26 protein-coding genes and 2 tRNA genes are annotated in these 26,623 nt (G+C 72.5%); 14 read left to right on the top strand and 14 right to left on the bottom strand.

What is annotated here, in order from left to right:
* Positions 1-136: 136 nt before the first annotated feature.
* Together ACFQ46_RS19690 and ACFQ46_RS19685 are read left to right on the top strand one after the other, a co-directional pair.
* Entirely contained in the window at positions 137-430 is a 294-nt protein-coding gene (locus tag ACFQ46_RS19690) for a hypothetical protein (RefSeq protein ID WP_380261236.1), read from the top strand.
* Positions 427-2,121 (top strand): sodium:solute symporter family protein, encoded by a 1,695-nt coding sequence (locus tag ACFQ46_RS19685; protein ID WP_380261234.1) that lies wholly within the window; start codon positions 427-429, stop codon positions 2,119-2,121. Before ACFQ46_RS19690 ends, ACFQ46_RS19685 begins: the two co-directional genes overlap by 4 nt.
* A 63-nt stretch (positions 2,122-2,184) precedes the next feature.
* On the opposite strand, the gene ACFQ46_RS19680 is transcribed toward ACFQ46_RS19685, so the two are convergent.
* Positions 2,185-4,416 carry a peptidase M6 gene (locus tag ACFQ46_RS19680; protein WP_380261232.1) on the bottom strand — a complete coding sequence of 744 codons (2,232 nt, stop codon included), beginning with the start codon at positions 4,414-4,416 and terminating at the stop codon, positions 2,185-2,187.
* 156 nt (positions 4,417-4,572) lie between these two features.
* On the opposite strand from ACFQ46_RS19680, the gene ACFQ46_RS19675 reads away from it, so the two are divergent.
* A complete protein-coding gene (locus tag ACFQ46_RS19675) occupies positions 4,573-5,028 on the top strand; it encodes a low molecular weight protein-tyrosine-phosphatase (RefSeq protein WP_380261549.1) in 456 nt (151 codons plus the stop codon).
* A gap of 6 nt (positions 5,029-5,034) precedes the next feature.
* On the opposite strand, the gene ACFQ46_RS19670 is transcribed toward ACFQ46_RS19675, so the two are convergent.
* Both ACFQ46_RS19670 and ACFQ46_RS19665 read right to left on the bottom strand, forming a co-directional pair.
* Positions 5,035-6,399 carry an ATP-binding protein gene (locus tag ACFQ46_RS19670; RefSeq protein ID WP_380261230.1) on the bottom strand — a complete coding sequence of 455 codons (1,365 nt, stop codon included), beginning with the start codon at positions 6,397-6,399 and terminating at the stop codon, positions 5,035-5,037.
* Positions 6,400-6,402: 3 nt separating this feature from the next.
* The gene (locus tag ACFQ46_RS19665; protein ID WP_380261228.1) at positions 6,403-7,098 is read right to left on the bottom strand and encodes a response regulator transcription factor; all 696 of its coding nucleotides are present in this window, start codon (positions 7,096-7,098) and stop codon (positions 6,403-6,405) included.
* 156 nt (positions 7,099-7,254) lie between these two features.
* On the opposite strand from ACFQ46_RS19665, the gene ACFQ46_RS19660 reads away from it, so the two are divergent.
* Entirely contained in the window at positions 7,255-8,052 is a 798-nt protein-coding gene (locus ACFQ46_RS19660; RefSeq protein WP_380261226.1) for a hypothetical protein, read from the top strand.
* Positions 8,053-8,058: 6 nt separating this feature from the next.
* Here ACFQ46_RS19660 and ACFQ46_RS19655 read toward each other — a convergent pair whose 3' ends face one another.
* Positions 8,059-9,039: a GNAT family N-acetyltransferase gene (locus tag ACFQ46_RS19655; RefSeq protein WP_380261224.1), complete on the bottom strand. Its 981-nt coding sequence runs from the start codon at positions 9,037-9,039 to the stop codon at positions 8,059-8,061.
* Between the two features lie 20 nt (positions 9,040-9,059).
* Positions 9,060-9,560, bottom strand: a complete 501-nt coding sequence (locus ACFQ46_RS19650; protein ID WP_380261222.1) for a methylated-DNA--[protein]-cysteine S-methyltransferase — start codon at positions 9,558-9,560, stop codon at positions 9,060-9,062.
* 67 nt (positions 9,561-9,627) lie between these two features.
* Between ACFQ46_RS19650 and ACFQ46_RS19645 the strand changes: the two genes are divergently transcribed.
* Positions 9,628-10,035 (top strand): TIGR03618 family F420-dependent PPOX class oxidoreductase, encoded by a 408-nt coding sequence (locus ACFQ46_RS19645; protein ID WP_380261220.1) that lies wholly within the window; start codon positions 9,628-9,630, stop codon positions 10,033-10,035.
* Here ACFQ46_RS19645 and ACFQ46_RS19640 read toward each other — a convergent pair.
* From ACFQ46_RS19640 to ACFQ46_RS19625, 4 genes are all read right to left on the bottom strand, one after another.
* The gene (locus ACFQ46_RS19640; RefSeq protein ID WP_380261218.1) at positions 10,032-10,472 is read right to left on the bottom strand and encodes a YdeI/OmpD-associated family protein; all 441 of its coding nucleotides are present in this window, start codon (positions 10,470-10,472) and stop codon (positions 10,032-10,034) included. The two genes, ACFQ46_RS19645 and ACFQ46_RS19640, sit on opposite strands and share 4 nt — an antisense overlap.
* Positions 10,473-10,475: 3 nt before the next feature.
* Entirely contained in the window at positions 10,476-11,948 is a 1,473-nt protein-coding gene (locus ACFQ46_RS19635; RefSeq protein ID WP_380261216.1) for a malate:quinone oxidoreductase, read from the bottom strand.
* 103 nt (positions 11,949-12,051) lie between these two features.
* Complete coding sequence (locus tag ACFQ46_RS19630; protein WP_380261214.1) at positions 12,052-14,019, bottom strand: ArnT family glycosyltransferase; 1,968 nt, start codon at positions 14,017-14,019, stop codon at positions 12,052-12,054.
* A 70-nt stretch (positions 14,020-14,089) separates the two neighbouring features.
* Positions 14,090-15,184 carry a PrsW family intramembrane metalloprotease gene (locus ACFQ46_RS19625; protein WP_380261212.1) on the bottom strand — a complete coding sequence of 365 codons (1,095 nt, stop codon included), beginning with the start codon at positions 15,182-15,184 and terminating at the stop codon, positions 14,090-14,092.
* A gap of 66 nt (positions 15,185-15,250) precedes the next feature.
* Between ACFQ46_RS19625 and orn the strand changes: the two genes are divergently transcribed.
* Together orn and ACFQ46_RS19615 are read left to right on the top strand one after the other, a co-directional pair.
* The gene (gene orn, locus ACFQ46_RS19620) at positions 15,251-15,871 is read left to right on the top strand and encodes an oligoribonuclease (RefSeq protein ID WP_380261210.1); all 621 of its coding nucleotides are present in this window, start codon (positions 15,251-15,253) and stop codon (positions 15,869-15,871) included.
* Between the two features lie 101 nt (positions 15,872-15,972).
* Positions 15,973-16,048: transfer RNA gene (locus tag ACFQ46_RS19615), tRNA-His, on the top strand.
* Positions 16,049-16,108: 60 nt separating this feature from the next.
* Here the strand turns inward: ACFQ46_RS19615 and ACFQ46_RS19610 are convergent.
* Positions 16,109-16,744, bottom strand: coding sequence for a hypothetical protein (locus ACFQ46_RS19610; RefSeq protein WP_380261208.1), 636 nt, complete (start codon positions 16,742-16,744; stop codon positions 16,109-16,111).
* 138 nt (positions 16,745-16,882) lie between these two features.
* On the opposite strand from ACFQ46_RS19610, the gene ACFQ46_RS19605 reads away from it, so the two are divergent.
* The 3 genes from ACFQ46_RS19605 to ACFQ46_RS19595 all read left to right on the top strand — a co-directional run bounded on the left by ACFQ46_RS19605 (position 16,883) and on the right by ACFQ46_RS19595 (position 17,528).
* A complete protein-coding gene (locus ACFQ46_RS19605; RefSeq protein ID WP_380261206.1) occupies positions 16,883-17,050 on the top strand; it encodes a hypothetical protein in 168 nt (55 codons plus the stop codon).
* Positions 17,051-17,174: 124 nt separating this feature from the next.
* Positions 17,175-17,348, top strand: a complete 174-nt coding sequence (locus ACFQ46_RS19600) for a hypothetical protein (RefSeq protein ID WP_328295101.1) — start codon at positions 17,175-17,177, stop codon at positions 17,346-17,348.
* A gap of 107 nt (positions 17,349-17,455) precedes the next feature.
* Positions 17,456-17,528 (top strand) — tRNA-Lys (locus ACFQ46_RS19595).
* A 136-nt stretch (positions 17,529-17,664) separates the two neighbouring features.
* On the opposite strand, the gene ACFQ46_RS19590 is transcribed toward ACFQ46_RS19595, so the two are convergent.
* Positions 17,665-17,997, bottom strand: coding sequence for an ArsR/SmtB family transcription factor (locus ACFQ46_RS19590; protein WP_380261204.1), 333 nt, complete (start codon positions 17,995-17,997; stop codon positions 17,665-17,667).
* A 136-nt stretch (positions 17,998-18,133) separates the two neighbouring features.
* Between ACFQ46_RS19590 and ACFQ46_RS19585 the strand changes: the two genes are divergently transcribed.
* Positions 18,134-19,330, top strand: coding sequence for an MFS transporter (locus ACFQ46_RS19585; RefSeq protein ID WP_380261202.1), 1,197 nt, complete (start codon positions 18,134-18,136; stop codon positions 19,328-19,330).
* Positions 19,331-19,376: 46 nt separating this feature from the next.
* Here ACFQ46_RS19585 and ACFQ46_RS19580 read toward each other — a convergent pair whose 3' ends face one another.
* Positions 19,377-19,592: an ANTAR domain-containing protein gene (locus ACFQ46_RS19580; protein ID WP_380261200.1), complete on the bottom strand. Its 216-nt coding sequence runs from the start codon at positions 19,590-19,592 to the stop codon at positions 19,377-19,379.
* Positions 19,593-20,199: 607 nt separating this feature from the next.
* Positions 20,200-21,195, bottom strand: a complete 996-nt coding sequence (locus tag ACFQ46_RS19575; RefSeq protein ID WP_380261198.1) for a LacI family DNA-binding transcriptional regulator — start codon at positions 21,193-21,195, stop codon at positions 20,200-20,202.
* Between the two features lie 248 nt (positions 21,196-21,443).
* On the opposite strand from ACFQ46_RS19575, the gene ACFQ46_RS19570 reads away from it, so the two are divergent.
* Both ACFQ46_RS19570 and ACFQ46_RS19565 read left to right on the top strand, forming a co-directional pair.
* On the top strand, positions 21,444-21,842 hold the full coding sequence (locus ACFQ46_RS19570) for a hypothetical protein (protein ID WP_380261196.1): 399 nt from the start codon (positions 21,444-21,446) through the stop codon (positions 21,840-21,842).
* 44 nt (positions 21,843-21,886) lie between these two features.
* The gene (locus ACFQ46_RS19565) at positions 21,887-22,474 is read left to right on the top strand and encodes a phosphoesterase PA-phosphatase (protein ID WP_380261194.1); all 588 of its coding nucleotides are present in this window, start codon (positions 21,887-21,889) and stop codon (positions 22,472-22,474) included.
* Between the two features lie 28 nt (positions 22,475-22,502).
* Here the strand turns inward: ACFQ46_RS19565 and ACFQ46_RS19560 are convergent, their stop codons facing one another.
* Positions 22,503-24,101, bottom strand: a complete 1,599-nt coding sequence (locus tag ACFQ46_RS19560) for a GAF domain-containing protein (RefSeq protein ID WP_380261192.1) — start codon at positions 24,099-24,101, stop codon at positions 22,503-22,505.
* Positions 24,102-24,273: 172 nt separating this feature from the next.
* Between ACFQ46_RS19560 and ACFQ46_RS19555 the strand changes: the two genes are divergently transcribed.
* On the top strand, positions 24,274-26,577 hold the full coding sequence (locus ACFQ46_RS19555) for a putative bifunctional diguanylate cyclase/phosphodiesterase (RefSeq protein ID WP_380261190.1): 2,304 nt from the start codon (positions 24,274-24,276) through the stop codon (positions 26,575-26,577).
* The last annotated feature ends 46 nt before the right edge of the window (positions 26,578-26,623 follow it).

The raw sequence follows: 26,623 nt of genomic DNA, 5'->3' as shown, positions 1-26,623 counted from the left end.
CGGTCGAGTGCCTGGATCCCGGAACGTCACGATCGGGCCGGTGTGACCCCGGCCACACCGGACCCCGGTTGCGTGGCAACGGTTGCCTCATGCAAAGGTATCCGCCGATCCTTCAACGTTGCACTGGAGCTGACTCGTGTCTGCACGACGCACGGGGGGCGACGGCAAGGCCGACGTCCTCTTCGACATCCGCACCGTGATCGGCGGCCTGTTCGCCGTCTACGGCGTGGTCTGCCTCATCTACGGACTGGTGTCGTTCACCGACGCCGACCGCGCCAAGACGGGCGGCATCAACCTCAACCTGTGGACCGGGATCGGCATGCTGGTCCTGTCCGCGCTCTTCATCGGCTGGACCGTGGCGAAACCGCTCCACGCCGAGGCGCCGGCCACCGACGCCGCCGACCTCCCTGACGGGGAGGACGCGAAGTGAGCGCCACCCTCGCGACGAGCGTGGCCACCGCGTCGAACCTGCGCATCGACGCCCACCTCATCGACTACCTGCTCGTCGGGTTCTACTTCCTCATCGTCCTGGGCATCGGCCTCATCGCGCGCCGCAGCGTCTCCTCGAGCCTGGACTTCCTGCTCTCGGGTCGCAGCCTGCCCGCCTGGGTCACCGGACTCGCCTTCGTCTCCGCCAACCTCGGCGCCACCGAGCTCCTCGGCCAGGCCGCCAACGGCGCCCAGTTCGGTGAGCAGGCGTTCCACTACTACTGGATCGGCGCGATCCCGGCGATGGTGTTCCTCGCGCTGGTGATGATGCCGTTCTACTACGGCTCGAAGGTCCGCTCCGTCCCGGAGTTCCTCGGCCGCCGCTTCGACGCGAAGACCCAGCGCCTGCAGGGCCTGCTGTTCGCCATCGCCTCCGTCCTGCTGGCCGGCGTGAACCTCTACGCGATGGCCATCGTCGTGAACGCCCTGCTGGGCTGGCCGACGTGGCTGGCGATCGTCGTCGCCGGCGTCATCGTCCTGGCCTACACGTTCCTCGGTGGCCTCTCCGCCGCGATCTACAACGAGGTCCTGCAGTTCTTCGTCATCGTCGTGACGATGGTCCCCATCACCCTCGTCGGCCTGCACCGCGTCGGCGGCTGGGACGGGCTCGTCTCGCGCCTGACCGACCAGGGCAGCCAGAACATGCTGCAGGCGTTCCCCGCCCAGGACCTCACCGGGATCGGCAGTGCCGTGGGCTCCACGTTCGGCGTCGTCCTCGGCCTGGGTTTCGTCACCAGCTTCGGCTACTGGACGACCAACTTCACCGAGGTGCAGCGGGCGTTCTCCGCCCGCAACGCCGCGGCGGCGCAGCGCACCCCGCTCATCGCGGCCATTCCCAAGGTGCTCATCGCGCTGGTCATCATCATCCCCGGCATGATCGCCGCGGTCCTGATCCCCGGCATCGAGAGCCTCAAGAAGGGCCTGCCGAGCGACGTCACCTACAACGACGCCGTCCCGCTGCTGCTGCGTGAACTGCTGCCCAACGGCTTCCTCGGGGTGGCGCTCGCCGGTCTGCTCGCGGCGTTCATGGCCGGCATGGCCGCGAACGTCAGCTCCTTCAACACGGTCTTCACCTACGACCTGTGGCAGGACTGGCTGCGACCGGGCAAGGACGACGCGCACTACCTCAAGGTCGGCCGCATCGTGACCGTCGTCGGGACCGCGCTGGCCATCGGCACCGCGTTCATCGCCGCCGGGTTCAGCAACATCATGGACTACATCCAGACGTTGTTCTCGTTCTTCAACGTCCCGCTGTTCGCGGTGTTCGCGTTCGGCCTGTTCTGGAAGAAGCTCACCGGGACGGCCGGTTTCTGGGGTCTGCTCTCGGGGACGCTCAGCGCGGTGTTCGTGTTCGTGCTGAACCAGGTCGGGGTGATCTCGTTGTCCGGGCAGGGTTCCAGCTTCCTCGGCGGCGGCGTCGCCACGGTCGTGGCGGTGCTCGTCGGCTGGCTCGTCTCCCGCGGCGGGACGCCGAAACCGGAGGCGGACCTGAAGGGCCTCGTCTGGTCCCTCACCCCCGCCTCGGTGCGCGCCGTCCCGCGCGAGGCCGGCTGGTACCGCAACCCGACGGTCCTCGCCACGATCGTGCTGGTGCTGGCCGTCGGCGGGTACGTGCTCTTCGCGATCGTCTGACCCACGCGGACGCACGACGGCCCCGGAACCCGCGAGGGTTCCGGGGCCGTCCTGCGTCCGGGCTCAGGCGCCCGAGCCACCGCCGGGCTGCAGGATCCCGTTGGCGAACATCTGGTACGGCGCGTAGGACGGCGCCGTCTCGGTCGGGTCGTCCGCGGTCACGAGCACCGCGGCGACGTCGGGGGTGAACCCGAGGACGAGCGAGACCGGAGCCACCGTCGTCCAGCCCCAGGGGGCCTTCACGACGGGCAGCTTCACCACGGACACCTCGTCGCCGGAGTACCCGACGAGCTGAACCGTCCAGCCCGCCACCGGGATCGGGTGCGCCTGGGTCAGCGACTGCCAGGTCGAGAGGTCCATCGCGTCAGGGAGTTCGTTCCCCCCGACACGGACCGACTTCACCGTCACGCCGGGGTTGGAGACCCCGCCGTCGGTGACGTAGCGCAGGGCCACGTCGACGGTCCGGCCGGCCACCGAGGAGGCGTCGAAGACCGTCTCACCGTTGACGACGCCGCTGAGCCCGCCCGTGGTGGGGTCGGCGTCGGCGGTGGGCAGGTTGACCCACGTCCCCGTCGCCTCGTCGTAGACCTGGACGTAGAAGTAGTCGTAGCCCTCCTCGGTGTCCAGGGCGAGGTCCAGCGTGATCGTCGGGTCGTCCGCGGGGACGTCGACGGAACGCACGATCGCGCGGTCGAGGTTGTCGCCCTTGCCCGAGGTGAGGTTGCCGTCCTCGGAGGTCCACTCGACCGGGCTGACCGGGTAGTTGCTCGCCCCGACGAAGCTCACGAAACCGTCGGAGAGGTAGCCGTCGAGGTTGCGTAGCCGGACGTAGTCCGCGCCGTTGACCGGGGCCCCGGGCGAGTCGTAGGCCTGCGGGGTGTCCCAGTTGACCATCCCGGACAACGCGCCCGAGGTGAGGTCCGCGGCGTTCCCGTGCTTCACGCTCGCCCCGCCGTCGATCGCGGCGTCCACGGCGTTGGAGGCCAGGTAGGCGTGCAGGACGTCGAGGGCGTCGTCGTCGTAGCCGAACTGGTCGAGGACGTTCTGCAGACCGGCGAGCCCGTTCGCGGGTTCGTTGTGCAGGGCGCTCATGAACTCGTCACCACCGAAGTGGTCGGCGAGGTAGAGCATGAACGCGTAGGTGGCGCCGTAGTCCGCGAGGGTCTCCGGAGCGCCCTGGTCACCCCACTGGGTGATCGACTGCTCCGGGCCGCCGAAGCTCTGCGTGGGGTTCCAGCCAAAGAACGAGGAGAGGTGGCTGTCGGCCGTCGGGTCGTCCAGCGGGACCGACGGGTCGACGTAACCGACGAGGGTCTGCGCCCAGTCCGAGAGCCCCTCGTTGACCCAGTTCACCTCGTCGGAGTCGGTGTAGTACTGCAGCAGGTGCTGGTACTCGTGGGCGAAGGTGCCCTCGTAGTTGCGCACCCGGGGTTCACCGAGGCCGGGACGCTGCAGGAAGTCCGCGCAGGCCTGGTAGGCGGGGTCGTCGGAGTCGTCCGGCGGGTTGGTGCCGGTGCGGTGGAGCCAGTCGAACCCGTCGATGGTCATGACGTTGCGGTCGAGGAGCTCGTTGAACGTCGAGTAGAAGAACCCGCCGATGTAGGTGCGGCCGTTGACGTTGGTCGGGTCGTAGTAGTTCTGGTCGCGCACGTTGTCGATGAGCGCGACGGTCCGGTCCCCCTCGCCGTTCCAGTAGTCGGCCGGGTAGGTGCCGTCGGGGAAGAGCGAGCTGAACACCTGGTTCGACCCGTCGCGGTCGGGGGCGACCGAGAACGCCTCGGACTCCTTCGGCAGCATGTTGTCGTCGAACTCGTCGGCGAAGCTCTGGGCCTGGGCGTCGGTGACCGACGTCAGCGCCCCGTCGGAGAGGGTGTTGCGGCAGTCGCCCTCGGGGAAGCTGAGGTCGTCGGCGACCCAGACCTCGATGTGGTCGCCGAGACCCTTGAGGGTGTAACCGCGGACGTCGATGGCGGTGTCGAACACCTCGCCGTCGGGGGTGACGCCCCCGTCGATGAGGGACGGCCAGTCCTTCTCGTCACCGACCTGAACCCCACCGCCGCTGCGCGCCTGCGGGGCGGACAGCGTCGTCCGCGCAGCACCCGCGTCCGCCTGGGACGTCAGCGGCAGCGGGCGCCCGCCCTTGTAGTTCCCGTCGACGAGCTTCATGTCGGAGGCCAGCGGCACCGACAGCAGGGACGGCTCGGCCGAGGCAGCGGTCGCCGACGCCGGGATCGCGAGCGCCGTCACCGACAGGGCGGCCAGGGCCAGTCGGCCGCCGCGCGAGGGGTGGACCATGAATCTCCTCCTGGGTCGTGGCACGGGTGACCCTTCCCCCGGAAGGGGCACGACCTGTGCGCGCTGTGAGCTTTCACCACTCACAGCCGGCCCACAAGGGGACGCGGCGGTCGAGTTCGACAGACTGTGCGGGTGAGCACCGATCCTCTGCGCATCATGACCGTCTGCACGGGCAACATCTGTCGATCCCCGATCGCCGAGGTGGTCCTGCGTGACCGGCTCGCGGCGGCCGGGCTCGCCGGGCGGGTGGTGGTCGACTCCTCGGGCATCTCCGACGAGGAGGACGGCAACCCGATCGACCGGCGCGCCGCGGCGGTGCTGCGCGAGCACGGCTACGAGGTGCCCACCCACCGGGCCCACCAGGTCACGGTCGACGAGATCGCGCACCGGGACCTGCTGCTGGCCATGACGGCCCGGCACGCGCAGTGGCTGCGCAGCCAGGACCCCGACGCGGAGGTCCGGCTCTACCGGTCCTTCGAACCGGGCGCCGAGGGGTCCGGTCCGGACATGGCCGACCCCTGGTACGGCGGCCGCGAGGACTTCGAGCAGACCCTGGAACAGGTCGAGGCGTCGGCCGACGCCGTCGTGGAGCACGTGCGCCGGATGCTCTGACCCGGCTCAGCCCGCGGGCAGGGTGAGGACGAGCACGGCGCCGGCCGGGAGGTCCGGCGGCAGCGTCGGGTCGTCGGGGTCCGCGCAGCGCAGGTCCCCGCCCGCGGCCCGGGCCAGCCCGCGCGAGATCGACAACCCGAGCCCCGCTCCCCCGTCGCCGGTGCGGGAGGGGTCGAGGCGGACGAGGCGTCCGAAGACGAGTTCCCGGTCGGCGGGGGCGATGCCGGGCCCGTCGTCGGCCACGACGACACGTCCCCAGCGGCCGTCGTCGGCGCGGTCGACCACGACGACGACGCGTCCCCCGGGCGCGGCGACGCGGGCGTTGGCGAGGAGGTTCACCACGACCCGCCGCACGTGTTCGGCGTCGGCGCGCAACGGCACGGCGACGGCCCGGACCTCCACGGGCGCCCCGGGTGCCGCGTCGTGGACGGCCGTGCGGACGACGTCGGCGAGGTCCAGCGGCGACGGCTGCGGGCGGACCTCCTCCAGCCGCGACACCGCGAGCAGGTCGGTCACCAACCGGCCCGCGCGGCGGGCCTCCCGCACGATCCGCACCGCGGCCTCCTCGCGCTGCTCGCGGGAACCGCTGTCGAGCAGCAGCCGTTCCGCGGCGGCGACCACCGCGGCCAGCGGTGTCCGCAGGTCGTGGGCGGCGTCGGACAGGAAGCGCTGCAACCGGTCCCGGGCCTGCGAAGCGCGGGACTCCGCACCCTCGAGGGAGTCCAGCATCTCGTCGAAGGCGACCGCGACCCGTCCGAGTTCCGTTCCCGCCCGGTCCGGCGCCAGTCGTCGGCCGCGGTCGCCGGCGGCGATGGACCGGGCCGTGCGGGTCATCGTGTCCAGCGGGACGAGGGCCCGGCCGAGGAGCAACCAGAGGGCGAGGACGGCCACGACGACGCCGATGGCCCCACCCCACAGCATCGAACGCCGGAACTGCGACCGGGCGTCCTCGACGGGGCGCAGCGAGGTCGTCACCTCCAGCACCCGCCCGTCGCCCAGCTCCCGCTCGACCCGCAGCAGGTCCCCGTCCTCGACGACGTCGGGCGCGGGCCCGGGCGCGGCAGCGGCCGGGCCGGGGGGACCCGCCGCCGGACCGGCACCGGGACCCGGTCGCCCCACGACGGTGCCCCCGTCGGTCCGCAGCTCCGCCGAGGCCCCGGCGGTGGCGAGGCGGTTCACCAGGGTCTGGTCGTCGACGACCCCGTCGAGCTGGACCCCGAGGTCGGCCAGCCCGACGAGTCGGGCGCGGGCGTCGTCGCGCAGCCGCGAGCCCAGGTCAGCGTCGACGAAGACCCCGACGGCGAGCAGCAGCAGGACGACGACGGCGGCGGACACGGCGACGACCCGCCGCCGCAGTGAGACGGTGCGCACGCCTCACCCGTCCCGGCGGGGGGTGAGGTCGGCCCGCAGGACGTAGCCGATGCCGCGTTCGGTGTGCACGATGCGCGGTCCGTGCTCCTCCAGCTTGCGGCGCAGCGCACTGACGTGGACCTCGACGAGGTTCTGGTCGTAGTGCTCGTACCCCCAGACCTGGGTCAGCAGCTGCAACTTCGACAGGGTGCGTCCGCGGTGGCGGACGAGCTGGGCCAGCAGCCTGAACTCCGTGGCCGTCAGGTCGAGGCGCTCCCCCGCCCGCACCGCGACCGCGGCGGACTCGTCGAGGACGAGGTCGTCGACCTGCACGACCTGCGGCGCCCGGCCGGCGCGGCGCAGCACGGCCCGCAGCCGGACGAGGAGTTCCTCGACGGCGAAGGGTTTGACGAGGTAGTCGTCGGCGCCGGCGTCGAACCCGGACAGCCGGTCGTCGACGGCGTCGCGGGCGGTGACGAAGACGACGGGGACGTCGCGGGGGACGCAGACCCGGCGGGCCAGCGAGAGACCGTCCTCGCCGGGGAGCATCACGTCGAGCACGGCGATGTCAGGGCGGAAGGCGTCGAGGACGGTGGGCAGGTCGCTCCCGTCCGCCTGGCTGTGCACCACCATCCCGGCCGCGGTCAGCGCCGCGGCCACCGACTCCGCGATGAGGGGGTCGTCCTCGACGAAGAGGACGCGGACGGCGGTGGGGGGCACCCGCCGAACATCGCAGAGGCCGGAGCCGGCGGCCACACCGGAGCCTGAAGCCCGGCTGAAGAACGCGGCTGCGACGCCGCGCTTCAGGTCGACTTCAGGTCCACCGGGTCCAGTGGTCTCGACCGGGGAGACACCCCGGACGACTGGAGGAACACCGTGCCGAACACCCCCCGTACCCGTGCTCGCCTGCGCCGCACCGCGTTGGGCGCCCTCGTGGCCGTCACGGCCGTGGCCGGTGCGAGTGCGACCGCCGCGTTCGCCGACGGGACCGCCACGCCGAGCCCCGGCGCGAGCACCGGGACCGTGACGCCGCCCCCCGCCCCTGCCGGGCCCGTGGGCCCGCCCGTCGACGACGCCCTGCACGCGCACGGCACCGTCACCAGCCTCGACGGGGACGTCCTCGTCGTCACCGGACCCCGCGGGGAGACGGCGACCGTGACCCTGGACGACGCGACGACCGTCGTCCTGGACCGGGGACCCGGTCAGGGCGAGGGCAGCGCCGACCGCTCGGCCCTCACCGTCGGGCAGCACGTGCACGCCGACCTCGCCGGCGACGGTGGAGCGGCGCAGCGCGTCGTCGTCGAGCCGTTGCGCGCCGACGGTGAGGTCACCGCCGTCGACGGCGACCGCGTCACCCTCGGCGGACCGGACGGACGCACCAGCGTCGTCGACGTGTCCGGCGCGGAGGTCCTCGCCGACGGCGCCGCCGCGGACGCCTCCGCGATCGTGGTGGGGCAGCACGTGCACGCCGAGGCGCCCGCCGGTGCCGACGTCGCCTCCGACGGGTCCTTCACCGCGACCCGCGTCGAGGTCGGTCGCCCGGTCCCGCCGACGCCCCCGGCGGGCGCACCCGCCCCGCCCGCGGGGTCGCCCGGGGCCCCCTCGACGGACGGTGCGACGCCCGCCGCGCCCACCGCGCCCACCGGGTCCGCAGCACCGACGGCGGGCGCGTAGGTCCGCTCAGAGGTCCTTGGCGTGCAGCGTCGCGCCGTGGGCCCGGACGTACCCGGCGCGTTCGTAGAGACCCAGTGCGCCGGAGGGGTTCTCGGTGTCGACGTCCAGGGCCACCGCGGCCAGTCCGACCTCGGCGGCGCGGCGGGCGACGGCGGCCAGCAGCACCCCGGCCAGCCGGTGCCCGCGGTGGGTGCGTCGCACCCCGAGGGTGTCGAGGTGGGCCTCGCCGAAACCGAGCGCCGGCCAGTCGTCCTCGTGGGCGTGCACCGCGGCGTACCCGGCGATCTCCTCGCCGTGCAGGACGAGGTAGCTCCACGCGGGCCGGAACGTGGGGTTGTCGACGACGAGCAGCGACCAGTCCGCCGGGGTCAGCGGCTGCGAACCCCAGTGGTCGGCGAACACCTCGTTGTGCGCCTCCCGCAACCCCTCGGTGCCGTGCTCGTCCACCCGGACGAGGCGGTACCCGGTGGGCGGCTCGGGGGCGTCGGGCACGCCGGGACGCAGGTCCAGGCGCATCGTGCTGAAGTGGCGCCGCACGCCGAGTCCGCCGGCGGCGCAGAGGCGGGCGAGGTCCTCGCGGTCGTCGGCGGTCCACACCTGCAGGGCGGCGGGGACGTCCCGCCCGAGGTCGGCGCGGCGCCACGCCGCCCGTTCCCGGGCGGTCGCCTCGGCCCAGGCCAGCAGTTCGCGACCCACGCCCCGTCCGCGCCAGGCGGGGTCGACGACCCCGGTGAAGTGCAGCCGCAGGTGCTCGGTGTCCCCGAGGCGCAGTCCGAGCCAGCCGACGGCCCGCAGTTCCCCGGCCTCGTCGAAACCCCCGGTGCTCTGCCGCGCGGGGTCGAAGCCCTCACCGACCAGGCGGGAGCGCAACGACGCCTCGCCCTCCCGGGAGTGGGGGTGGTCGAGGGCGGCGGAACGTTCCTCCAGCCGCCACCACGCGGGCACGTCGTCGAGGGTCAGCGGACGCGAGGAGAGACCGGGCAGCACGGTCCCAGGACTACCACGTCCTAGAACAGGCGCCCCGCGTCGTCCGCGGCGGGTTCCTCCAGGGCGAGCAGGAAGCGCTTGCGCCACAACCCGCCCGCGTACCCGACGAGCGCCCCGTCGTGACCGACGACGCGGTGGCAGGGCACGACGATCGAGATCGGGTTGCGACCGTTCGCGACCCCCACGGCCTGGGCGTGCCCGACGCCGCCGAGACGTCGGGCGACGGCCCCGTACGTCGACGTCTCGCCGTAGGGGATCTCGCGCAGCGCCGCCCACACGGAGCGGGCGAACGCCTCCCCGCGCGGGGCCAGCGGCAGGTAGAAGCTGCGCCGCTCCCCCGCGAAGTACTCCGCGAGCTGGCCGGCGACGTCGTCGAAGGCGGTGTCGTCGCGTTCGGCGGGTCCGGTGCGGCTCGCGCCCGGTCCGCCGCGGTGGTCGGCGAACCACAGTCCAGCGATCCCGGCCTCGGAGCGGGCCAGCGTCAGATCGCCGAGCGGCGAGGCGAGCACGGTCCAGCGCACCAGGTTCCTCTCCGCGGACGGTGTCGTACGGTGCTCAGCGTCCCACCCGCGCACCACTGGAGGAACCGTGCCCAAGCCCCCGCTGCCCGACGACGTCGCGGCGCTGTTCGCGAAGCCGAACCCGGCCGTCATGGCGACGATCCACCCCGACGGCCACCCGGTGACCGTCGCGACCTGGTACCTGTTCGAGGACGGCAGGCTGCTGCTGAACCTCGACGCGAGCCGCGCCCGGTTGCGGCACCTCAAGGCGAACCCGAAGGTCTCGCTGACCGCCCTGGCCGAGGGCGACTGGTACACCCACGTCAGCGTGCAGGGGGACGTCGTGGAGGTCCGCGACGACACCGACCTCGCCGACATCGACCGGGTCTCCACCCACTACACCGGTCGCCCCTACCCCAACCGCGACAGCCCGCGGGTGACGGTCCTCGTCGAGATCGGCAACTGGCACGGCTGGGGTGCGGTGAAGAACGACTAGCGGGAGAGGTCGCTGACGACCTTCTCGACGCGGCGCAGGCGCGTCGCCTCCGCCTTGGCCCCCTCGACGGAGGTGACGTGCGCCTTGCGGGCCGAGGGCGACAGCGCCTCGAACGCGGCGCTCAGCCCGGTCCCCTCGAGGGCCCGGGCGAGGTCGGGCGGCACCTCGACGGTGCGCGGTGCGGTGTCGAGGTCGAGGGTGACCTCGAGCTCGTCACCCGCCGCCACCCCCGACGCCGCCCGCACCTCGGCGCTGATCGGGACGAGGCTGCGTCCACCCATGACCCCGACCGTCGTGCGGTAGCTGTACCCCGCGAAGGTGACGACGACGGCCGGCCGCTTCCCGCCGTCCAGCGCCGTGACGACCTCCGCCGGGACCTCGATCCCGGTCGCGGTCGTGCGGTGCAGTTCCACGGTCGCGGTGAACGAGACCGCCACGGCTCAGGCCGCGAGCTTGAGGACGTCGCTGGTGCGGGACAACGTCTTCGTGAGGAGGTCGGTGTCGTCGGAGAGCTTCGTGCCGTAGGAGGGCACCATCGCCTCCAACCGGGAACGCCAGAGGTCCTGGTGGGCCGGGAAGCACTGCCGCAGCAGCCGCAGCATCACCTCGACGGCCGTCGAGGCCCCCGGGGAGGCGCCGAGCAGCGCCGCGACGGAACCGTCGGCGGCGTGGACGAGTTCGGTGCCGAACTGCAGCACCCCGCCACGCTTGCCCTTCTTGATCACCTGGACCCGCTGACCCGCGGTCAGCAGTTCCCAGTCCTCGGCGCGGGCGTCGGGGTAGAAGATCTTCAGCGCGTCGAGGCGCTGATCCATGGACTGCACGATCTGCTTGCCCAGGTAGGTCATGAGCGAGACGTTGTCGCGGGCCACGGCGAGCATCGGCAGCAGGTTGTGCGGGCGCACGGACAGCGGCAGGTCCAGCAGCGAACCCTGCTTCAGGAACTTCGGCGAGAACCCGGCGTAGGGCCCGAACATCAGGGCCTTCCGGCCGTGGTCGTAGCGGGTGTCCAGGTGCGGCACCGACATCGGCGGCGCCCCCACCTCGGCCTGCCCGTAGACCTTGGCCCCGTGCTCGGCGATCACGTCGGGGTTCGTGCACCGCAACCACTGGCCGCTGACCGGGAACCCGCCGAAACCCTCGCCCTCGGGGATCCCGCTGCGCTGCAGCAGGTGCAGCGCTCCACCGCCGGAACCGACGAACACGAACGGGGTGGCGATCTCGAAGCTCCCCGTCGAACTCGCCCCCACGACGGTCCAGCCCGAACCACGACGACGCAGGTCCTTGACCGTGTGCCCGGTGAGGAGCTCCACGCCCGCCTTCGCGGCCCCCGTGAACAACTGCTTGGTGAGCGAGCCGAAGTCGACGTCCGTCCCGGCCCCGGCCCGGGTCGCGGCGACCTTCTCCCCCGCACCCCGGCCCTGGGTGAGCAGCGGGGCCCACTCCCCGATCGTGGCCTGGTCCTCGGCCCACTCCATCCCCGCGAACAACGGGTGCCGGCTCAGCGCTTCGTGACGGGCGCGGAGGAACTCGACGTCCCCGCCGCGGACGAAGCTCATGTGCGGGACGGAGTTGATGAAGTCGCGGGGGTCGGGGAGGACACCTTCCTCGACGAGGTGGGACCAGAACTGGCGTGACAACTGGAACTGCTCGTTGATGGCGACGGCCTTGCTGATCTCGACCCCGCCGTCGGCCGTGGCCGGGGTGTAGTTCAGCTCGCACAGCGCGGAGTGGCCGGTGCCGGCGTTGTTCCACATGTCCGAGCTCTCGGCCCCGACGGTGTCGAGCTTCTCCAGGACCAGGACCTTCCAGTCCGGCTCCACCTCGGCCAGCATCGTCGCGAGCGTGGCGCTCATGACCCCGCCCCCGATGAGCACGGCGTCGTAGCGGTTCGATGCGGGCACGAGACTCACCCTCGTTGGTAGGAGATCGTCGGACCACCGAAGGTTACGACCTGGACGCACCGGGGCGCCGCCCGGGAGTCCGGGCGGCGCCCCAGTGTGAGGTAGCTCTCGCTCAGCCGGCGGTCGTCGGCCGGGTGAGGTCGTAGACGGTCTGACCGCCCACGGTGAGGGCGGTGTAGTTCGCCGCGACCCACTCCTGGATCTTCGTGGCGTCGGAGTCGCCGCCACCTCCTGCCCCGCCCCTGCCCCCGCCGCTGATCAGGTAGTGGACGTCGCCGTCGGCGACGTACTGCTGGAACTGCGCGAGCGTCGGGGTCGGGTCGTCGCTCCAGCCGCCCATCGCCATGACGGCGGTGTTGCTGGCCAGTTCGAGCGAGGCCGCCGACTGCGACCCCGACACCGCCGCCGCCCACGTCGTGCCCGCGTCCTGCAGGAGGGTCACGAGGTCGCTGCTGGTGGTCGCGGACTCCCCGCCGCCGGTGGTCCCGCCCGGCGCCGCACCCGTCGGCGCCTGGCCGGTGGTGCCGTCCTGGGTCCGCCCCGCGAACCCACCGGCCCCGCCGAAACCACCGCCCGTGCCGCTGCCGGCCGCAGCGCCCGACGGCCCGACCGTGGGGATGGAACCGGTGTGCGCGGTGGCCGCGGTGGCCACCGCGTAGGACGCCGACCCGCCCAGGCCGACGATCGTGCCCGAGAGCACCAGGACGATCGCGAGCTTGCGCATCCGCACCGGGGTCACGACGAACCCGGTCGCCAGCGCGACGCTCACCAGCATCAGCAGCCAGCCCGCCCACACCCAGGTCCCGTTGCGGTGCAGCAGGACGAAGGCCCAGACGCCGGCCGAGGCGAGGACCAGCGCGAGGCCGACCCGGGCCAGGACCCGGGTCCGACGGGCCCAGAGGACCTGTCCGCCACCGGCGGCGAGCGCCGCGACGGCCGGGGCCAGCGCCACCGTGTAGTACGGGTGGACGGTCCCCTCCATGTAGGCGAACGTCAGCCCGGAGACGAGCAGCCAGCCGCCCCACATGATCAGCGAGGCCCGCTTCAGGTCGGTGCGCGGTGCGCGACCCCGGGCGATCAGCCCGAGGACTAGGGCGAGCAGCGCCGCGGGCAGCAGCCAGGAGATCTCGTTGCCCATCTCGGAGGAGAACAGGCGCTGCCAGGTCGCGGTACCGCCGAAGCTGGACCCCGGGGTCCCGCCGGACATCCCGCCGCCGCCCCCGCCGTTGCCGTCGGAGCCGAGGATGCGCCCGAGGCCGTTGTAGCCGAGGACGAGGTCCATGACGGTGCCGTCGGTGGAACCGCCGATGTAGGGCTTCTCCCCCGGCCAGAGAGTGACCGCGAGGACCCACCAGCCGGCGGCGACGACGACCGCGGCGGCCGCACCGAGCAGGTGCAGGACGCGCCTGCCGAGTCCCGTCGGCGCCGCCCACAGGTAGACCAGGGCCAGACCGGGCAGGACGAGGAAGCCCTGCAGCATCTTGGTGAGGAAGGCGAACCCGATCGCGACCCCGGCCCAGGCCAGCCACTTCCACGACGCCCTCTCCGTCGCCCGGACGGTGCAGTAGGCGGCGAGGGTCATGAGCAGCACGAGCAGCGCGTCGGGGTTGTCGAAGCGGAAGATCAGCGCGGCTGCGGGGGTCAGGGCGAGGGCCGCCCCGGCGATCAGGCCGGCGACCGGCCCGTGCCAGCGGCGGACCGCGGCGTTGACCAGCCACACCGCGCCGACCCCCTCGAGGGCCTGCGGGACGAGCAGCGACCAGCTGCTGAACCCGACGACGCGCGCGGCGATCCCGCTGACCCACAGCGAGGCCGGCGGTTTGTCGACGGTGATGAAGTTCTGGGTGTCGAGGGAGCCGAAGAACCAGGCCTTCCAGCTCTGCGACCCCGCCTGCACGGCCGCCGCGTAGAAGCTGTTCGCGTAGCCGGAGGCCGAGAGGTCGACGAGGTGGAGGACGCCCGTCGCCGCCAGCAGCGCGATCGTCGCCCAGCGGACCCAGTGCGGGTGGTGGGCTCGCCCCGTGGGCGGCGCGGCCGGTCCCGTGCCCGCGTCGCCGCGCGCCGTCGTGGTGGTGGTCATGCCGAGACGTTCGGCCACGACCTTGCCGTCCCGCCCAGGACCGGCTGTGAACGGCCCGTGAGCCTGGGCGCTACGGCAACAGCCCCAGCACCGCCGTCCGCTGCACCGCGAGCCGCTCGAGCAGTTCCAGCTCCTCCTCCGGGCTCGACTCGCTCGTCCCCCGCCGCATCCGGTCGCGCCGGAAGGCCAGTTCCGTCGCCGTCTCCTGGAAGTCGCGCACGGCCCGCACGGCGTCCCGCCCCCCGGCGCCGGAGGCCACGGAGCGCGCCCGCCGCCGCCCGGTGCCGGAGGCGAGCATCGCGACCTCCGCCTCCCCCAGCCACCCCGTCCGGACGTAGACCTGCAGGTGGCGACCGATGAGCCGTGCCTCGCGCACCCGGGCCGCGAGCGCCACCGCCACGGCCGCGGCGAACACGGGGACCTGCAGCAGCAGGAAGACCTCGATGAAGTTCGCCGTGCCCGACCCCGCGCTGGCGTTCCACAGCGCGTGCAGCACGGCGGCCACCAGCAGCCCCAGCAGCGGCGCCCCGACGCGGTACGAGACCCGGCGGTGGCGGGCCGCGACCCCCAACCCGACCCCCACGGCCATCGTGAACAGCGGGTGCGCGAAGGGCGACACCAGGCAGCGCAGCACGAACACCACCACCAGCGACGCCGGCTGGTCGTCCCCCAGGGCGCGGCCGAGGTAGAGGACGTTCTCCAGGTAGGCGAACCCGACCCCGACGAACGCCGCGTAGACGATCCCGTCGACGACCCCGTCGAACTGCCGGCGCTGCTTGAGCAGGAGCAGCAGGACCCCGAGCCCCTTGAGCGTCTCCTCGACGACCGGTGCGACGAAGACGGAGGTGTTCGTCACGTCCCCCACCGAGCGGTCCAGCAACCGCGAGACCCCGGTGTTCAGGACGAGCGCGCCCAGGCTCGCGACGCAGGCGCCCCAGCCGAACGCGAAGGCGAGCAGGTGCGGGGGTTCGGCCTCGTGCCGGTCCAGCCAGAGGACGGTCGCGAGCACCGGACCGACCGGGACGGCGGCCAGCGCCAGCCCCGGCAGCACGCCCCGGAGGCCGACCTCCATGGTCACCGCGGTGAGGCTGAGCAGCCCGCAGACCACGAGCACGAGGACGCTCAACGGGAGCAGCGCGGACGCGCGGACGCGCGACGCCGACATGCGTCGAGGGTAAGGGCTGGCCCGTCGCCCGCTCCTCCAGCTCCGGCGGACCTCTAGTCTGAGCCCGTGAGCAACGACAAGGTCACCGAGCGCATCGTCTGGATCGACTGCGAGATGACCGGGCTGAGCCTGACCGAGGACGCACTCGTCGAGGTGGCCGTGCTGGTCACCGACGCCGACCTCAACGTCCTCGGCGACGGCGTCGACGTGGTCATCAAGCCCCCCGCGGAGACGCTGGTCGACATGGACAAGGTCGTCGTCGACATGCACACCTCCTCCGGGCTGCTCGACGAGATCCCCCACGGCAAGACGCTGGCGGAGGCCGAGCAGATCGTCCTCGAGTACGTGAAGAAGTGGGTCCCCGAGCCCCGCAAGGCGCCGCTGGCCGGCAGTTCGGTCCACACCGACCGCGCGTTCCTGGCCCGCGACATGCTGCAGCTGACGGACCACCTGCACTACCGGCTCATCGACGTGTCCTCGCTCAAGGAACTCGCCAAGCGCTGGTTCCCGCGGGTGTACTTCAACACCCCGAGCAAGCACGGCGGTCACCGGGCGCTCGCGGACATCCGCGAGAGCATCCAGGAGCTGAAGTACTACCGCGAGGTGCTGTTCGTGCCGGACCCCGGCCCGGACTCCGAGACGGCGAAGGCCGCGGGCGCGAAGTTCGAGCTCAAACCCCAGGCCTGACCCGTTCGGCGGGGTGCGCCGGGAATCCTGTCCCGGAGCAGTCCGGCGCCCGTGTATCCTCGACCCGTCACGTGAGCCGCGCAGCGGTCGAGCGTGCCGTGGTGGGTGTAGCTCAGCTGGTAGAGCACCTGGTTGTGGTCCAGGAAGTCGCGGGTTCAAGTCCCGTCACTCACCCCACGTGCGAAGGGCCCCGACACCGTCGGGGCCCTTCGTCGTTCCGGTCGCGGTCAGCGGGGGTCAGGGTCGTTCGGTGTGGTCGGTGACCCCGAACCGCGCGTGCCCGATCCCGATCAGCTGTTCCCGCAGCCAGACGAGGTAGGCGTCCCGGTCGGCTCGCAGGCCGAGGGAGATGACCGGCTGGCCGACGACGTCCCAGTGGTGCGCGCCGGCCACGGGCAGGACGATCACCTGCAGGAAGAACGGCCGGATGCGGCGTCCGAGCTCGTGCTCGACGTCGGTGAGCAGGTTGGTCTCGAACAGCGCCGTCGCGGTGCGGGTGATGATCCGCTTCTCCAGCTCGCGGGCCCGGGCGCACCAGGTGACGGCGTCGTCCATCCCCAGTTCGGCCAGGCCGCGCAGTTCGGGCATCCCGTTCAGTCCCGGGTAGCGGGGCGGCAGGATCGAGGTGAGGGCGTCGGCCCCGCCGGGGAAGGACCGGGCCCACCAGGTGGCCCACTGCCGTCCCGCGGTCTCGAGGCCGGCGACGTCGGCGCCCGCGGTGTGCAGCGGGATCGCCGCGGGGTCCAGCGGCGGGAGGTCGGGCAGCAGGGGCGAGGTCGGGGGCTGCAGGCCCGCGGCGTCGCGCAGGTGCAGGGCCAGCAGCAGCGACTGGGGCATGGTGAGGTCGATCCCCCACCGCCCTTCGCTGCGCACCTGCCCACTGTGCTCCGGTGGTGGGCGCTCGGCCACCTGACCGTCCCCTGGACGTCGCCCGGGGTCATCCCAGGGAGTGATGCCCGGCTACGGCGCGAGGGTGATGTGCCGGCCCGGGCCGCTCCCTACGGTGTGATCATGACCGCTCCGGTGCTGACCCGTTACCCGCTCGACGACGCCGCCACCCGGCGCCGACGACGACGGATCGCCGCGGTGGTGGCCGTACGACGTGAGCAGTCGCACGGTCGACGCGTTCGGCCCAGCGCCCTCGGCACCCACCGTGGTGAACCGTTGCACGTGCGGTGACCCTGCCCCGGAACTCTGCGCCGGACGGGTCCTCCGCCCGGGCGGACTCTCAAGGAAGGGCCCACGGAGGACGAACACATGTGCGTCCCCTGTTCGCGGGGGGTGTCGATCCTCGGGAGGACGCATGACGCACGACAAGACCCAGGCGGACGCGATGAGCGAACCGGTGATGGAGATGCTCTCCGAGCACATCCCGCTGTCGCTCATCATGGACATGGCTTCGCCCGACGGCCCGCACTCCGCGGAGCTGCTGGAGTCCGAGGGCCTGCCCGACGAGGAGTGGTGGAAGCAGGACTGATCCTGCGCACCGCACGAGGTCCGGGTTCCCGGGGGCGCGCCCCCTCTCGTTCCCCCGGGGACCGGATTTCGTGGCACGGCCAGGTGGCTGGTAGAGTTCCACTCGTTGCGCCATTAGCTCAATTGGCAGAGCAGCTGACTCTTAATCAGCGGGTTCCTGGTTCGAGTCCAGGATGGCGCACTTCGTTCGACCTGCAGGGATCGTCCTCTGCAGCACAGGATCTCGGCTCCTCACGGAGCCGGGATCCTTTGTCGTTCTCCCCCGACCCAGCGGCGTGAGCCGAGGTTCGCGGGTTCGTGTGACGCAGATCATGCGATCAGGACGGAGGCGCCTCGCCCGTCGACACCCCGGCGAAGACCGCGGCCAGCAGACCCGGGAACCGGGCCTCGATGTCCGCTCGCCGCAGCGAGACGCCCCGGCGGTTGCCGTAGCTGAGGTCGTAGGTGAGCCCCGCTTCGCGCAGGACGCGGAAGTGGTGGGTGCTCGTCGCCTTGGTGACGGGCAGGTTGAAACTCGTGCAGGTCCGCTCCGTGCCCTCGGGTTCCTCGAAGAGGTCGCGGACCACCTGTCGGCGGTTGGGGTCCGACAGAGCGCTCAGCACGGGCCCGATCTCGATCTCGTCCCGCGTGGGCAGCGGCTTGTCGCTCATCAGAACCTCCTGGGTGGAACCGGCTCAGCCTAGAACACGGCCGGCGGCCCCCGGCATCCCTCAGGTACGTCTTGCGTCGTACCTTCGGTACGTGCTGTGATTCAGGTACGACAATCTTCGTACCTGGGAGAACCTCTTGACCACCGACGACCTGACCGAACCCCGGATCCGGCACGACGAGCGACTGCCGTGGGCCGGCCTGCTGGCGCTGTTCTTCGCCGGCTTCCTGAGCATCCTCAACGAGACCCTCCCCGCCGGCCTCCTGCCCGACATCGCCAGGGCCCTGGACGTGACCGAGGCGGTCGCGGGCCAGACGGTCACGGTCTACGCCCTGGCCACCGCGGTCAGCGCCATCCCCCTGAGCGTCGCCCTCCGGCGGTGGAACCGCAGAACCGTCCTCGTGACCGCGCTGGCGGCCTTCGTGGTCGCCAACCTCGTCATCGCCGTGACCGACGACTTCGCCGTCGTCCTGGCCGCCCGCACCGTCGCCGGGGTCGGCGCGGGCCTGATCTGGACGAACCTGGCCGCCTACGCAGCCCGCCTCGTCCCACCGTCGAAGCAGGGGCGAGCGATGTCGATCGCGAACGCGGGAACCCCCGTGGCCCTGTCGCTCGGACTCCCCCTCGGAACCCTGCTGGGCACCACGACCAGTTGGCACTCCACCTTCGCCGTCACCGGTCTCGCCGGTGTGGCGACCATCGTCTGGGTCCTGATCGCACTCCCCGGACTACCGGGCGTCGTCGCCACCCGACCGCCGCGCGGGGAACGCGCACGCCGTGACGTCCTCCGGGGAACTCCCGGGGTGTTCACGATCCTCGCCGTGATGAGCGGTTTCTTCCTGGCCCACAACGTCCTCTACACCTACATCGCCCCCGTGGTCGACGAAGCCGGCATCGCGAGCCAGGTCGAGTGGGTCCTGCTGACGTTCGGCGTCGCCGCCTTCGCGAGCATCCTCGTCACCGGGGTGTGGATCGACCGCCGTCACCGTCACCTCACCGTCGCCGGCGTGCTGCTGCTCGCCACCGCGTTCCTCGTCCTCGGCTTCGCGACGGTCGCTCCGGTGCTGGTGTACCTCGCGGCGGCGCTGTGGGGCCTGGGTTTCGGCGGCGGGGCGACGTGGTTCCTCACCGCGGGTTTCCGGGCCGCCGGATCCGATTCCATCGCAGCGGTGATGGTCACCCTCGTGAACCTCATGATCGGCGTCGGCGCGCTCGTCGGGGGTGCCCTCATCGGGAACTTCGGCGTCGGCTCGCTGTCGTGGGTCTCCCTCGCCGTCGTGGTTCCCGCCGCGGTCGCCACCGTCGTCGCCCGCCGTCACGCCTTCCCGCGGTGAACGGGAAGTCCGCAGGAGTTCGGGAGCGCGGCCCTCGGAACGGGTCTCAGAGGTTGGCCACGACGTCGGCGGCGACGTCACGCAGTTTCCGGTTGCTGCGCTGGGACCGCAGCGACAGGTGCTGGAACGCCTCCTCCGGCGTGCAGTGCAGGCTCGCCATCAACACCCCCTCGGCCTGTTCGATCACCGCCCGCGACTGCATGGCCGTGCGGAGGTTGTCGCCCAGCGCGACGGCGGTGGCGTAGAGCGAGTGGTTGGCCAACGCGGCATCGGCATGCCCACCGAGACGACGCTGCGCACGCCGTGACGCGCGGCGATGGCGGCGAAGTCGGTGTAGACCGCTTCGTCCGCCGTGTCGTCGATGCGGATCGTCTGACCCCCGCGGGCCGCGTCCAGACAAGGGCCGAACCCGTCCTCGTACTGCCGTTCGTCCAACTGGGCCGCCAGAGATCCCGTGAAGGCGACGGCGAGCTCGGCGACCCGCGTCAGGACGTGCGTCAGGGGATGAGAACCGACGACGAGCTGAGCGAGTTCGGCGAACGCCTCCCGCGGCAGCATCGGCGGTGGCACTGGAACTCCGGCGACGGCCGGGGGCGGGGCCGCGCGACCGCTGCTGGACCGGCCGCGCGAGACCTGGTGGCGTGGGAGGGCGCCGTCGGGGGTGAAGAAGCTCTCGACCACGTTCGCGCCTTCCGACTGCACGTGCTGAGCCCGGCCCAGGCAGCGTGCGGCGACCCCCGAGCGGGGGCCTGCGCGTGGCTGGCGGTTCAACCGTGCAGCGGTGCCCACGTTCAGTCAGGCTCGCGGCGACGCAGGACTCCCGATGCTAGGGCACCGGGTCGCCGGCGACTCTTCGACCAGCGGCCCGGTCAGGGGTTCGGAGCGGTCAGCGGCGCGGTGCTCTCGCGGTCGACGAACACCGAGGGGACCAACCCGAGCGGACCGACCTCGGTCGCCGGGGACAGTTCCTTGATGAGGGTCCGCACCGCCCGGCGGCCGACCTCCTGGACGTCGTGGCGGACGGTGCTCAGCCGGGGTACCGAGAACCGTCCGGCTTCGACGTCGTCGAAGCCGACCACGCTGACGTCGTCGGGGACCCGAACCCCCAGGTCGGTCAGGGCCCGGATCAGCCCCAGGGCGGTCTGGTCGTTGGCGCACACCACCGCGGTCGGTCGGGGGGTCGCCGCGCCCACGACGAGGCCTGCGGCGTGACCGGACTCGCTGGACCAGTCCGTCGCGAGGCAGGTCTGCGCCGGGAGTCCGTGCTCGCGCAGCACCCGTTCCCAGATCTGGCGGCGGTGGATCGCGGAGTTGGAGTCCGGTGGTCCGCCGGCGTGCCAGATGCGGGTGTGCCCGCCGGAGATCAGGTGGGTCAGGGCCGCTCGGAGTCCGGGCTCGGGATCGCTGTCGGCCGTGGGGAAGCGGGGATGCCGGGCGCCGCCGTCCGTCACGACGATCGGGACGTCGACGTGGAACCCGCCGAACAGGGACTCCAGCACCCCTGACTCGACGCCGACCACGAGGGCGTCGACGTTGTGGCGACCCGACATGACGTCGGCCGCTCCGCTGACCTCCTCGGGCGAGGGTGCCTTCAGCGGCATCAGCACCACGTCGTAGCCCCACCGGCGGGCTTCGTCGGCGACCCCGTCCAGGACCTGTTGCGCCCCGAACGTGGTCAACGTCGAGGCGATGACTCCGATGCTGCGGAAGGATCCGGTCGCGAGGGACCGGGCGGCGGAGTTGGCGCGGTAGCCGAGGGTGGCCATGGCCTCGCGCACCCTCTCCCGCGTCAGGGGGTCGACGTTCTCGCGGCCGTTGGAGACCCGCGACACCGTCTGGGCCGACACCCCGGCCACGGTGGCCACGTCGGCCATGCTCGGTCGGCGTCGGCTCGCGGGCGCTGCGCCCGGCACGGGGGCACTCTCCTCGGATCCGGGCGGCGGCACGACGGCCATGCTGCCACCCGGGGGCCGAAGGGGTGAGGAGGAGTGCGTGTCCATGTTCGCGCGAACACGCTACGGTGACGGGACGGTAGTCACCGGCCTACCGCTCGGCGCACGGTGAGCACGAGCACGGGTGCCCCGAGACTGTGCACCACCACGGAGGTGGACGTATGGACCCCGAGGACGCCCCTCCTCGCCTCGAGCACGTCGCCGAGATCGACCCTGCCGCCCGGCCCTACGTGAGCCGACTGATCCGGCGGGTGCACCGGGACGGAGCGGTCCAGGTCGTCGACGACGACCTGGCCATCGAGTGCCTGACGGCGCCGACCGTCGCACCGGGGTGGGGCCTGTGCGAGCGGAACGGAGCCCTCGCCACCCCTCCACCGGTCCTCCAGTCGACGATCCTGCAGTTGATCTGCCAGGGCGCCTCGGCCTCCGAGGCGGCGGCTGCCCTGCGGCTGGACCTCGCCGCAGTGTCGGCGCACCTCCGTCAGGCCCGCCGTTGGTACGGGACGTCGAGCACCGCCCAGTCGATCACCCGGGCTCTGCGCGTCGGGGACATCGCCTGAGGCGAGCGCTCCGCAGGGACTCGCACGACGACGCAGGGGGCCCGGTGACGAGGAGCACGACGCGCTGGGCCGTGGTCGTCAGCGAGGTCCTCGCGCCCTGGGTCCTGGCCGCGGTCATGCCCGTCCTCATCGCCGCCGCCACGACCACCCCGCTCTGGCGCGGGGTCCTCACGGGACTCCTCGTCACCCTGGTCTGCGCGGTCGTGCCCTACACCGTCGTCGCGATCGGGGTCCGTCGCGGACGCTACGAGGACCACCACGTCCGCAACCGCGAGGACCGACCGAAGCTCATGGCGATGGTGGCCGGCCTGACCGTCCTCACCGCCGGGCTGCTCGTCCTGGTCGACGCCTCTCCGGCCTCGCTCGTCCTCCTGGGCCTGATGACGTCCTGCGCCCTCGTGGGTTTCGCCGTCTCCAGGTTCTGGAAGATCTCGCTGCACGCGATGGTCGTGACGGCGTCCGCGGTCGTGGTCGTCGGCTTCTTCCCCGCGTGGTTCCCCGTCCTCCTCGCCGTCCCGCTCGTCGCCCTGGCCCGGGTCCGCGTCCGGGCCCACTCCCCCGCCCAGGTCGTCGCCGGTACCGGCGTCGGCGCGGTCCTCGCCGCCGTGGCCGTCGTCCTCGCGACGAGCTGACGTCCCCTCCCGGTACGAGGCCGGAGGCTCAGGCCAGGACGGCGCGGGTGGTCGCTTCCTGCTCGGTGAGGACGCCACCGATGAGGGACTGGGTCTGGTTGATCTCCTCCACCGCGGCGTGGATGCCGGCCAACGAGGTGACCACGGCCGCGACCCGGTCCTGGATGGTGGCGACCTTCGTCGCCACGTCACCGGTGGCGCGCTCGGTCTGGCCGGAGAGTTCCTTCACCTCGCCCGCCACGACGGCGAAACCCTTGCCGGCCTCCCCGGCGCGGGCCGCCTCGATCGAGGCGTTCAGGGCCAGCAGCTTCGTCTGGGCCGCGATCGACTGGATCGCCCGCACCACCTCGTCGATCTCCGCGCTGGCCCGCCCCAACGCCGCGACCTGGTCGTTGGCCTCCGTGGCCAGCGCCTCCCCCCGGGCGGCGACCTCCGCGGCGGAGGTGACGTTGCGCTCCACCTCTGCGATCGAGGACAGCAGCTCCCCACCCGCGTCGTGCAGCCGGGTGTCGGCGGCGAAGCGCTCCATCGCCTGACCGACCAGGAACGCGGTGTTGCGCAGGGCGCTCTCCCGGCTCGAGGACATGACGAGGGTGCGGGTGGCGAAGAAGTCCATGGTCCCGACCACGCGACCCCCGACGAGGACCGGCAGGCACACCCCCGACCTCACCCCGGCGCGTTGCGCCGCCGGGGCGCGGACGCAGTCGGTCATCTCGCCCAGGTCCTCGACGAAGACCAGGTCCTGCGCGGCCCAGGTCCGGCCCGACAACCCGACGCCCCGGGCGAACGACGCGGACAGGGTCACCGCGCGGAACTCCTCCCCCGCGTCACCGGACTCCAGTTCGAACCGCAGCACCGGTCTCCGCGGATCGGACTCGTCCAGGCGCCAGAAGGACCCGTACTGCCAGTCGAACTCGCGCCGGATCGTCGCCAGGGCGGTGCGCAGCGCCGTCTGCTCGTCGCGAGCCGTCGTCAGCTCGCGGATGACGGTGGAGACCGCGTCGACGTCCTGCGCCGCCTTCTCCTGCCGCACCGTCTCGTGGGCGCGTTCGAGGGCACCGGAGACCAGGACACCGACCGCCCGCAACGAGGCCAGCCGGCCCGGTGCCGGGACCAGCTCCTCGGTGGTGAAGAAGTCCATGGTGGCCACCACGCGGCCCTGCTCGAGGATCGGGAAGCACACCCCGGACCTCACGCCCGCCCGTTGCGCGGCCGGGGCCCGGACGCAGTCGGGAACCTGCGCCAGGTCCGCCACGAAGACCAGGTCGCGGGCCCGCCACGCCCTCCCCGACAACCCCTCGCCCTCGGCGAAGGACGCCACCGAGGTGATCTCCCGGAACTCCGCGCCGACGTCACCGGACTCCTGGGCGAAGCGCAGGACGTCCTGCCCACGGTCACCGTCCGGCTCCAGCGTCCAGTAGGAGCCGTAGGCCCAGCCGAACCGGGCGCGCACCGTGTCCAACGCGATGCGGACCGCCTCCTGCGGGGAGCTGACCGTCGAGAGGGCGCGCAGCACCTCGGTGATCGCTTCGACGTCGGTGGCGCTGTGGGCCGCGGTGCGGGTCAACGCCGCGATCGTGGCGGCCTTCCCCCTCCGGGTCGGCTGCGGTCGCGGGTTCGTGGACACGGTGTCGAGGCTCCTCTGCAGGTGACGCTCCACCACGTAGTGGATCGCTCAAGCATCGGAACCGCAGCGCTGCTCCTTGAACGATTCACCCACGTTCACCCGGCCGGGGGAACTGCGCCCGCCGAGGGACGGCGGGGCTCAGGTGGGCCGCCCGGTGAGCCGAAGTGACAACGTGCCGTCCTCGCGCCCGGGTGCCACCGCCTCCCTCCGGGGGACGGTCCTGCCCAGAGGAGCCCTGGGGGTGCTCGCCGTCTCCGCGATCGGGTTGTTCCTCACCGTCCTCGGGCCCGGCCCGGCCGGCCTGCGGTCCACGCTGGCGCTCCCGCTGTCCTCCACCGCGCTGGCCGCCACCTGGTGGATCGTCCGGTGGCGGGCCCGACGGTCCACCGCCGAACGGGCGGTCTGGCGGATGTTCAGCCTCGGCTGCCTCCTCTACGGCATCGGCGCGGTCGTCACCGTCGTCGTCGCGATCGTCCCCCGCACGGCTCCGCTGGCCGAGGTACCGGCCGGGATCTGCGGGGTCCTGACCTTCCCGCTGGCCTACCGGGCCCTGGTCCGGTGGAGCCGGCACGGATCCGGCGTCGACCCCGACGACCTCCTCAACGGGTGCGGGTCGCTCCTCGTCCTGACCGCCGTCCTGGGCAGCCTGCTGGTCTGGACCGCACCCGAGGGCCACACCGCGGGAGGGGGACTGCTCACGTCGCTCCCCGGGCTCCGGCAGGTGCTCCTCGTGCAGGACTCCGCGGTGATCGTCCTGGTGGTGGCCGCGCTGACCGCCGCCTTCGCCGGACGGCTCTACCGCGACATCCGGTTGTGGCTGGTGACCTCCGCGTACCTGCTGGCCGGCGCCGGCGGCCTCGCCGCCCTCGTCGGAGGTGGCGTCACCCGCCCGGCCTGGTCCCTCCCGGTGTGGGCCCTGGGTCTGCTGGCCCTGTCCACGGCGGCGATCCTCCCGGTGCGGTTCGTCCCGACCCAGTCCGCGGACCCGGTGAAGTCCACCGTCGGGTCCTTCGTCGTCGTCCTCGCGGGTCTCGGCACCGCCGTCGCGGTCGTCGCCACCGGTGCTCCCGGCGTCCTCGCCGTCCTCGGCCTGGCCGGTGTCCTGGGTTCCAGCGTCCGCCTGCTGGTGAACACGGGAGAACTCGCCCAGCTGGCCGCGAGCCGGGAGGAGGCCCTGACCGACGACCTGACCGGCATCGCCAACCGCCGCGCGATCGTGCGGCAGCTGGACCACACCCTGGCCCACCCCGGGACCCGTGAGCCGGGCCTCCAGGTGGTGGTCTTCGACCTCGACCACTTCAAGGAGGTCAACGACGGGCTGGGCCACAGCGCCGGCGACGACCTGCTGCGCATGGTCGCCCAACGCGTGAAACCCGCCCTCCCGGCGGCGACGGTGCTCGGTCGGCTCGGCGGCGACGAGTTCGCCATCGTCAGCAACGCGGGGGCGCAGGGGGACGAGGTGCTGAGCGCGCTCGACGAAGCCTTCGCAGAACCCTTCCACCTCGCCGGGATGAGCGTGCACGTGGACCTCAGCGTCGGACGGGCGCACTGGCCGACGGCGGACTCCCCCGGTCCCGGTGGATCCGTCGACGCGGCGATGCTGCTGCGCCGGGCCGACACCGCGATGTACGACGCCAAGCGGAACGACCTGCGCTGCACCACCTACGACTCCGCCCGCCACGCCGAGACCCGCGGACTGCTGTCCATGGTGGCCGACCTGCGCCAGGGCATCGCCGGCGGACAGCTGCGCCTGCACTACCAGCCGCAACTCGTCGCGAGCACGGGCGCACTGGCCGGCGTCGAAGCGCTGGTGCGCTGGCAGCACCCGGTCCTGGGCCTGCTGATGCCGGGGCAGTTCCTCCCCCTGGCGGAGTCGCACGCGCTGATGGACGCCCTGACCCGCGAGGTGCTCGAGCAGGCCGTGGCCCAGCAGGCCCGCTGGCACCGCGACGGCCTGCACGTCCGGGTCTCCGTGAACCTCGCGGCGGGAACCCTGCTGGACACCTCCCTCCCCGCGACCGTGAACGCCCTGCTGACCCACCACCGCGTCCCCGCCACCTCGCTGGTCCTGGAGGTCACCGAGACGGCGTTGCTGCGCGAGCCGGAACGGAGCCTCTCCGTCGTCGAAGGTCTGCGGGCGCTGGGAGCCCAGGTCAGCATCGACGACTTCGGAACCGGCTACTCCTCCCTGACCCAGCTGCGACAACTGCCCGTCAGCGAACTCAAGCTGGACCGTTCCTTCACCATGGACCTGCTCAGCGACCCGCGCGCCGCGGCCATCGTGGCCAACACCATCAACCTGGCGCACGCCCTGCAGCTCCGGGTCGTCGCCGAGGGGGTGGAGGACGAAGCCACCCTCGCGGCGCTCGCGGCGCTCGCCTGCGACGAGACGCAGGGCTACCTGCACGCCCGTCCGCTGCCCGCCGACGAGTTCGACACGTGGCTCGCGCAGCGGGTCGTCGGCGCCGAACGCTAGTCCGGCCACGGCACGCTCGGGCCCGTCCCGCCCCTCACGGAGCGGG

Source organism: Kineococcus sp. GCM10028916 (assembly GCF_042674865.1).
Lineage (GTDB): Bacteria > Actinomycetota > Actinomycetes > Actinomycetales > Kineococcaceae > Kineococcus.
This window is presented reverse-complemented; position numbering and strand designations above follow the sequence as displayed.

What these genes read in the sequence shown, in the direction of transcription:
- ACFQ46_RS19625 (WP_380261212.1), bottom strand. Translation starts at nt 15,184, where the DNA reads ATGTCGGCGTCGCGCGTCCGCGCGTCCGCGCTGCTCCCGTTGAGCGTC.
- ACFQ46_RS19675 (WP_380261549.1), top strand. Translation starts at nt 4,573, where the DNA reads ATGACCGTCTGCACGGGCAACATCTGTCGATCCCCGATCGCCGAGGTG.
- ACFQ46_RS19630 (WP_380261214.1), bottom strand. Translation starts at nt 14,019, where the DNA reads ATGACCACCACCACGACGGCGCGCGGCGACGCGGGCACGGGACCGGCC.
- ACFQ46_RS19605 (WP_380261206.1), top strand. Translation starts at nt 16,883, where the DNA reads ATGACCGCTCCGGTGCTGACCCGTTACCCGCTCGACGACGCCGCCACC.
- ACFQ46_RS19600 (WP_328295101.1), top strand. Translation starts at nt 17,175, where the DNA reads ATGACGCACGACAAGACCCAGGCGGACGCGATGAGCGAACCGGTGATG.
- ACFQ46_RS19590 (WP_380261204.1), bottom strand. Translation starts at nt 17,997, where the DNA reads ATGAGCGACAAGCCGCTGCCCACGCGGGACGAGATCGAGATCGGGCCC.
- ACFQ46_RS19570 (WP_380261196.1), top strand. Translation starts at nt 21,444, where the DNA reads ATGGACCCCGAGGACGCCCCTCCTCGCCTCGAGCACGTCGCCGAGATC.
- ACFQ46_RS19680 (WP_380261232.1), bottom strand. Translation starts at nt 4,416, where the DNA reads ATGGTCCACCCCTCGCGCGGCGGCCGACTGGCCCTGGCCGCCCTGTCG.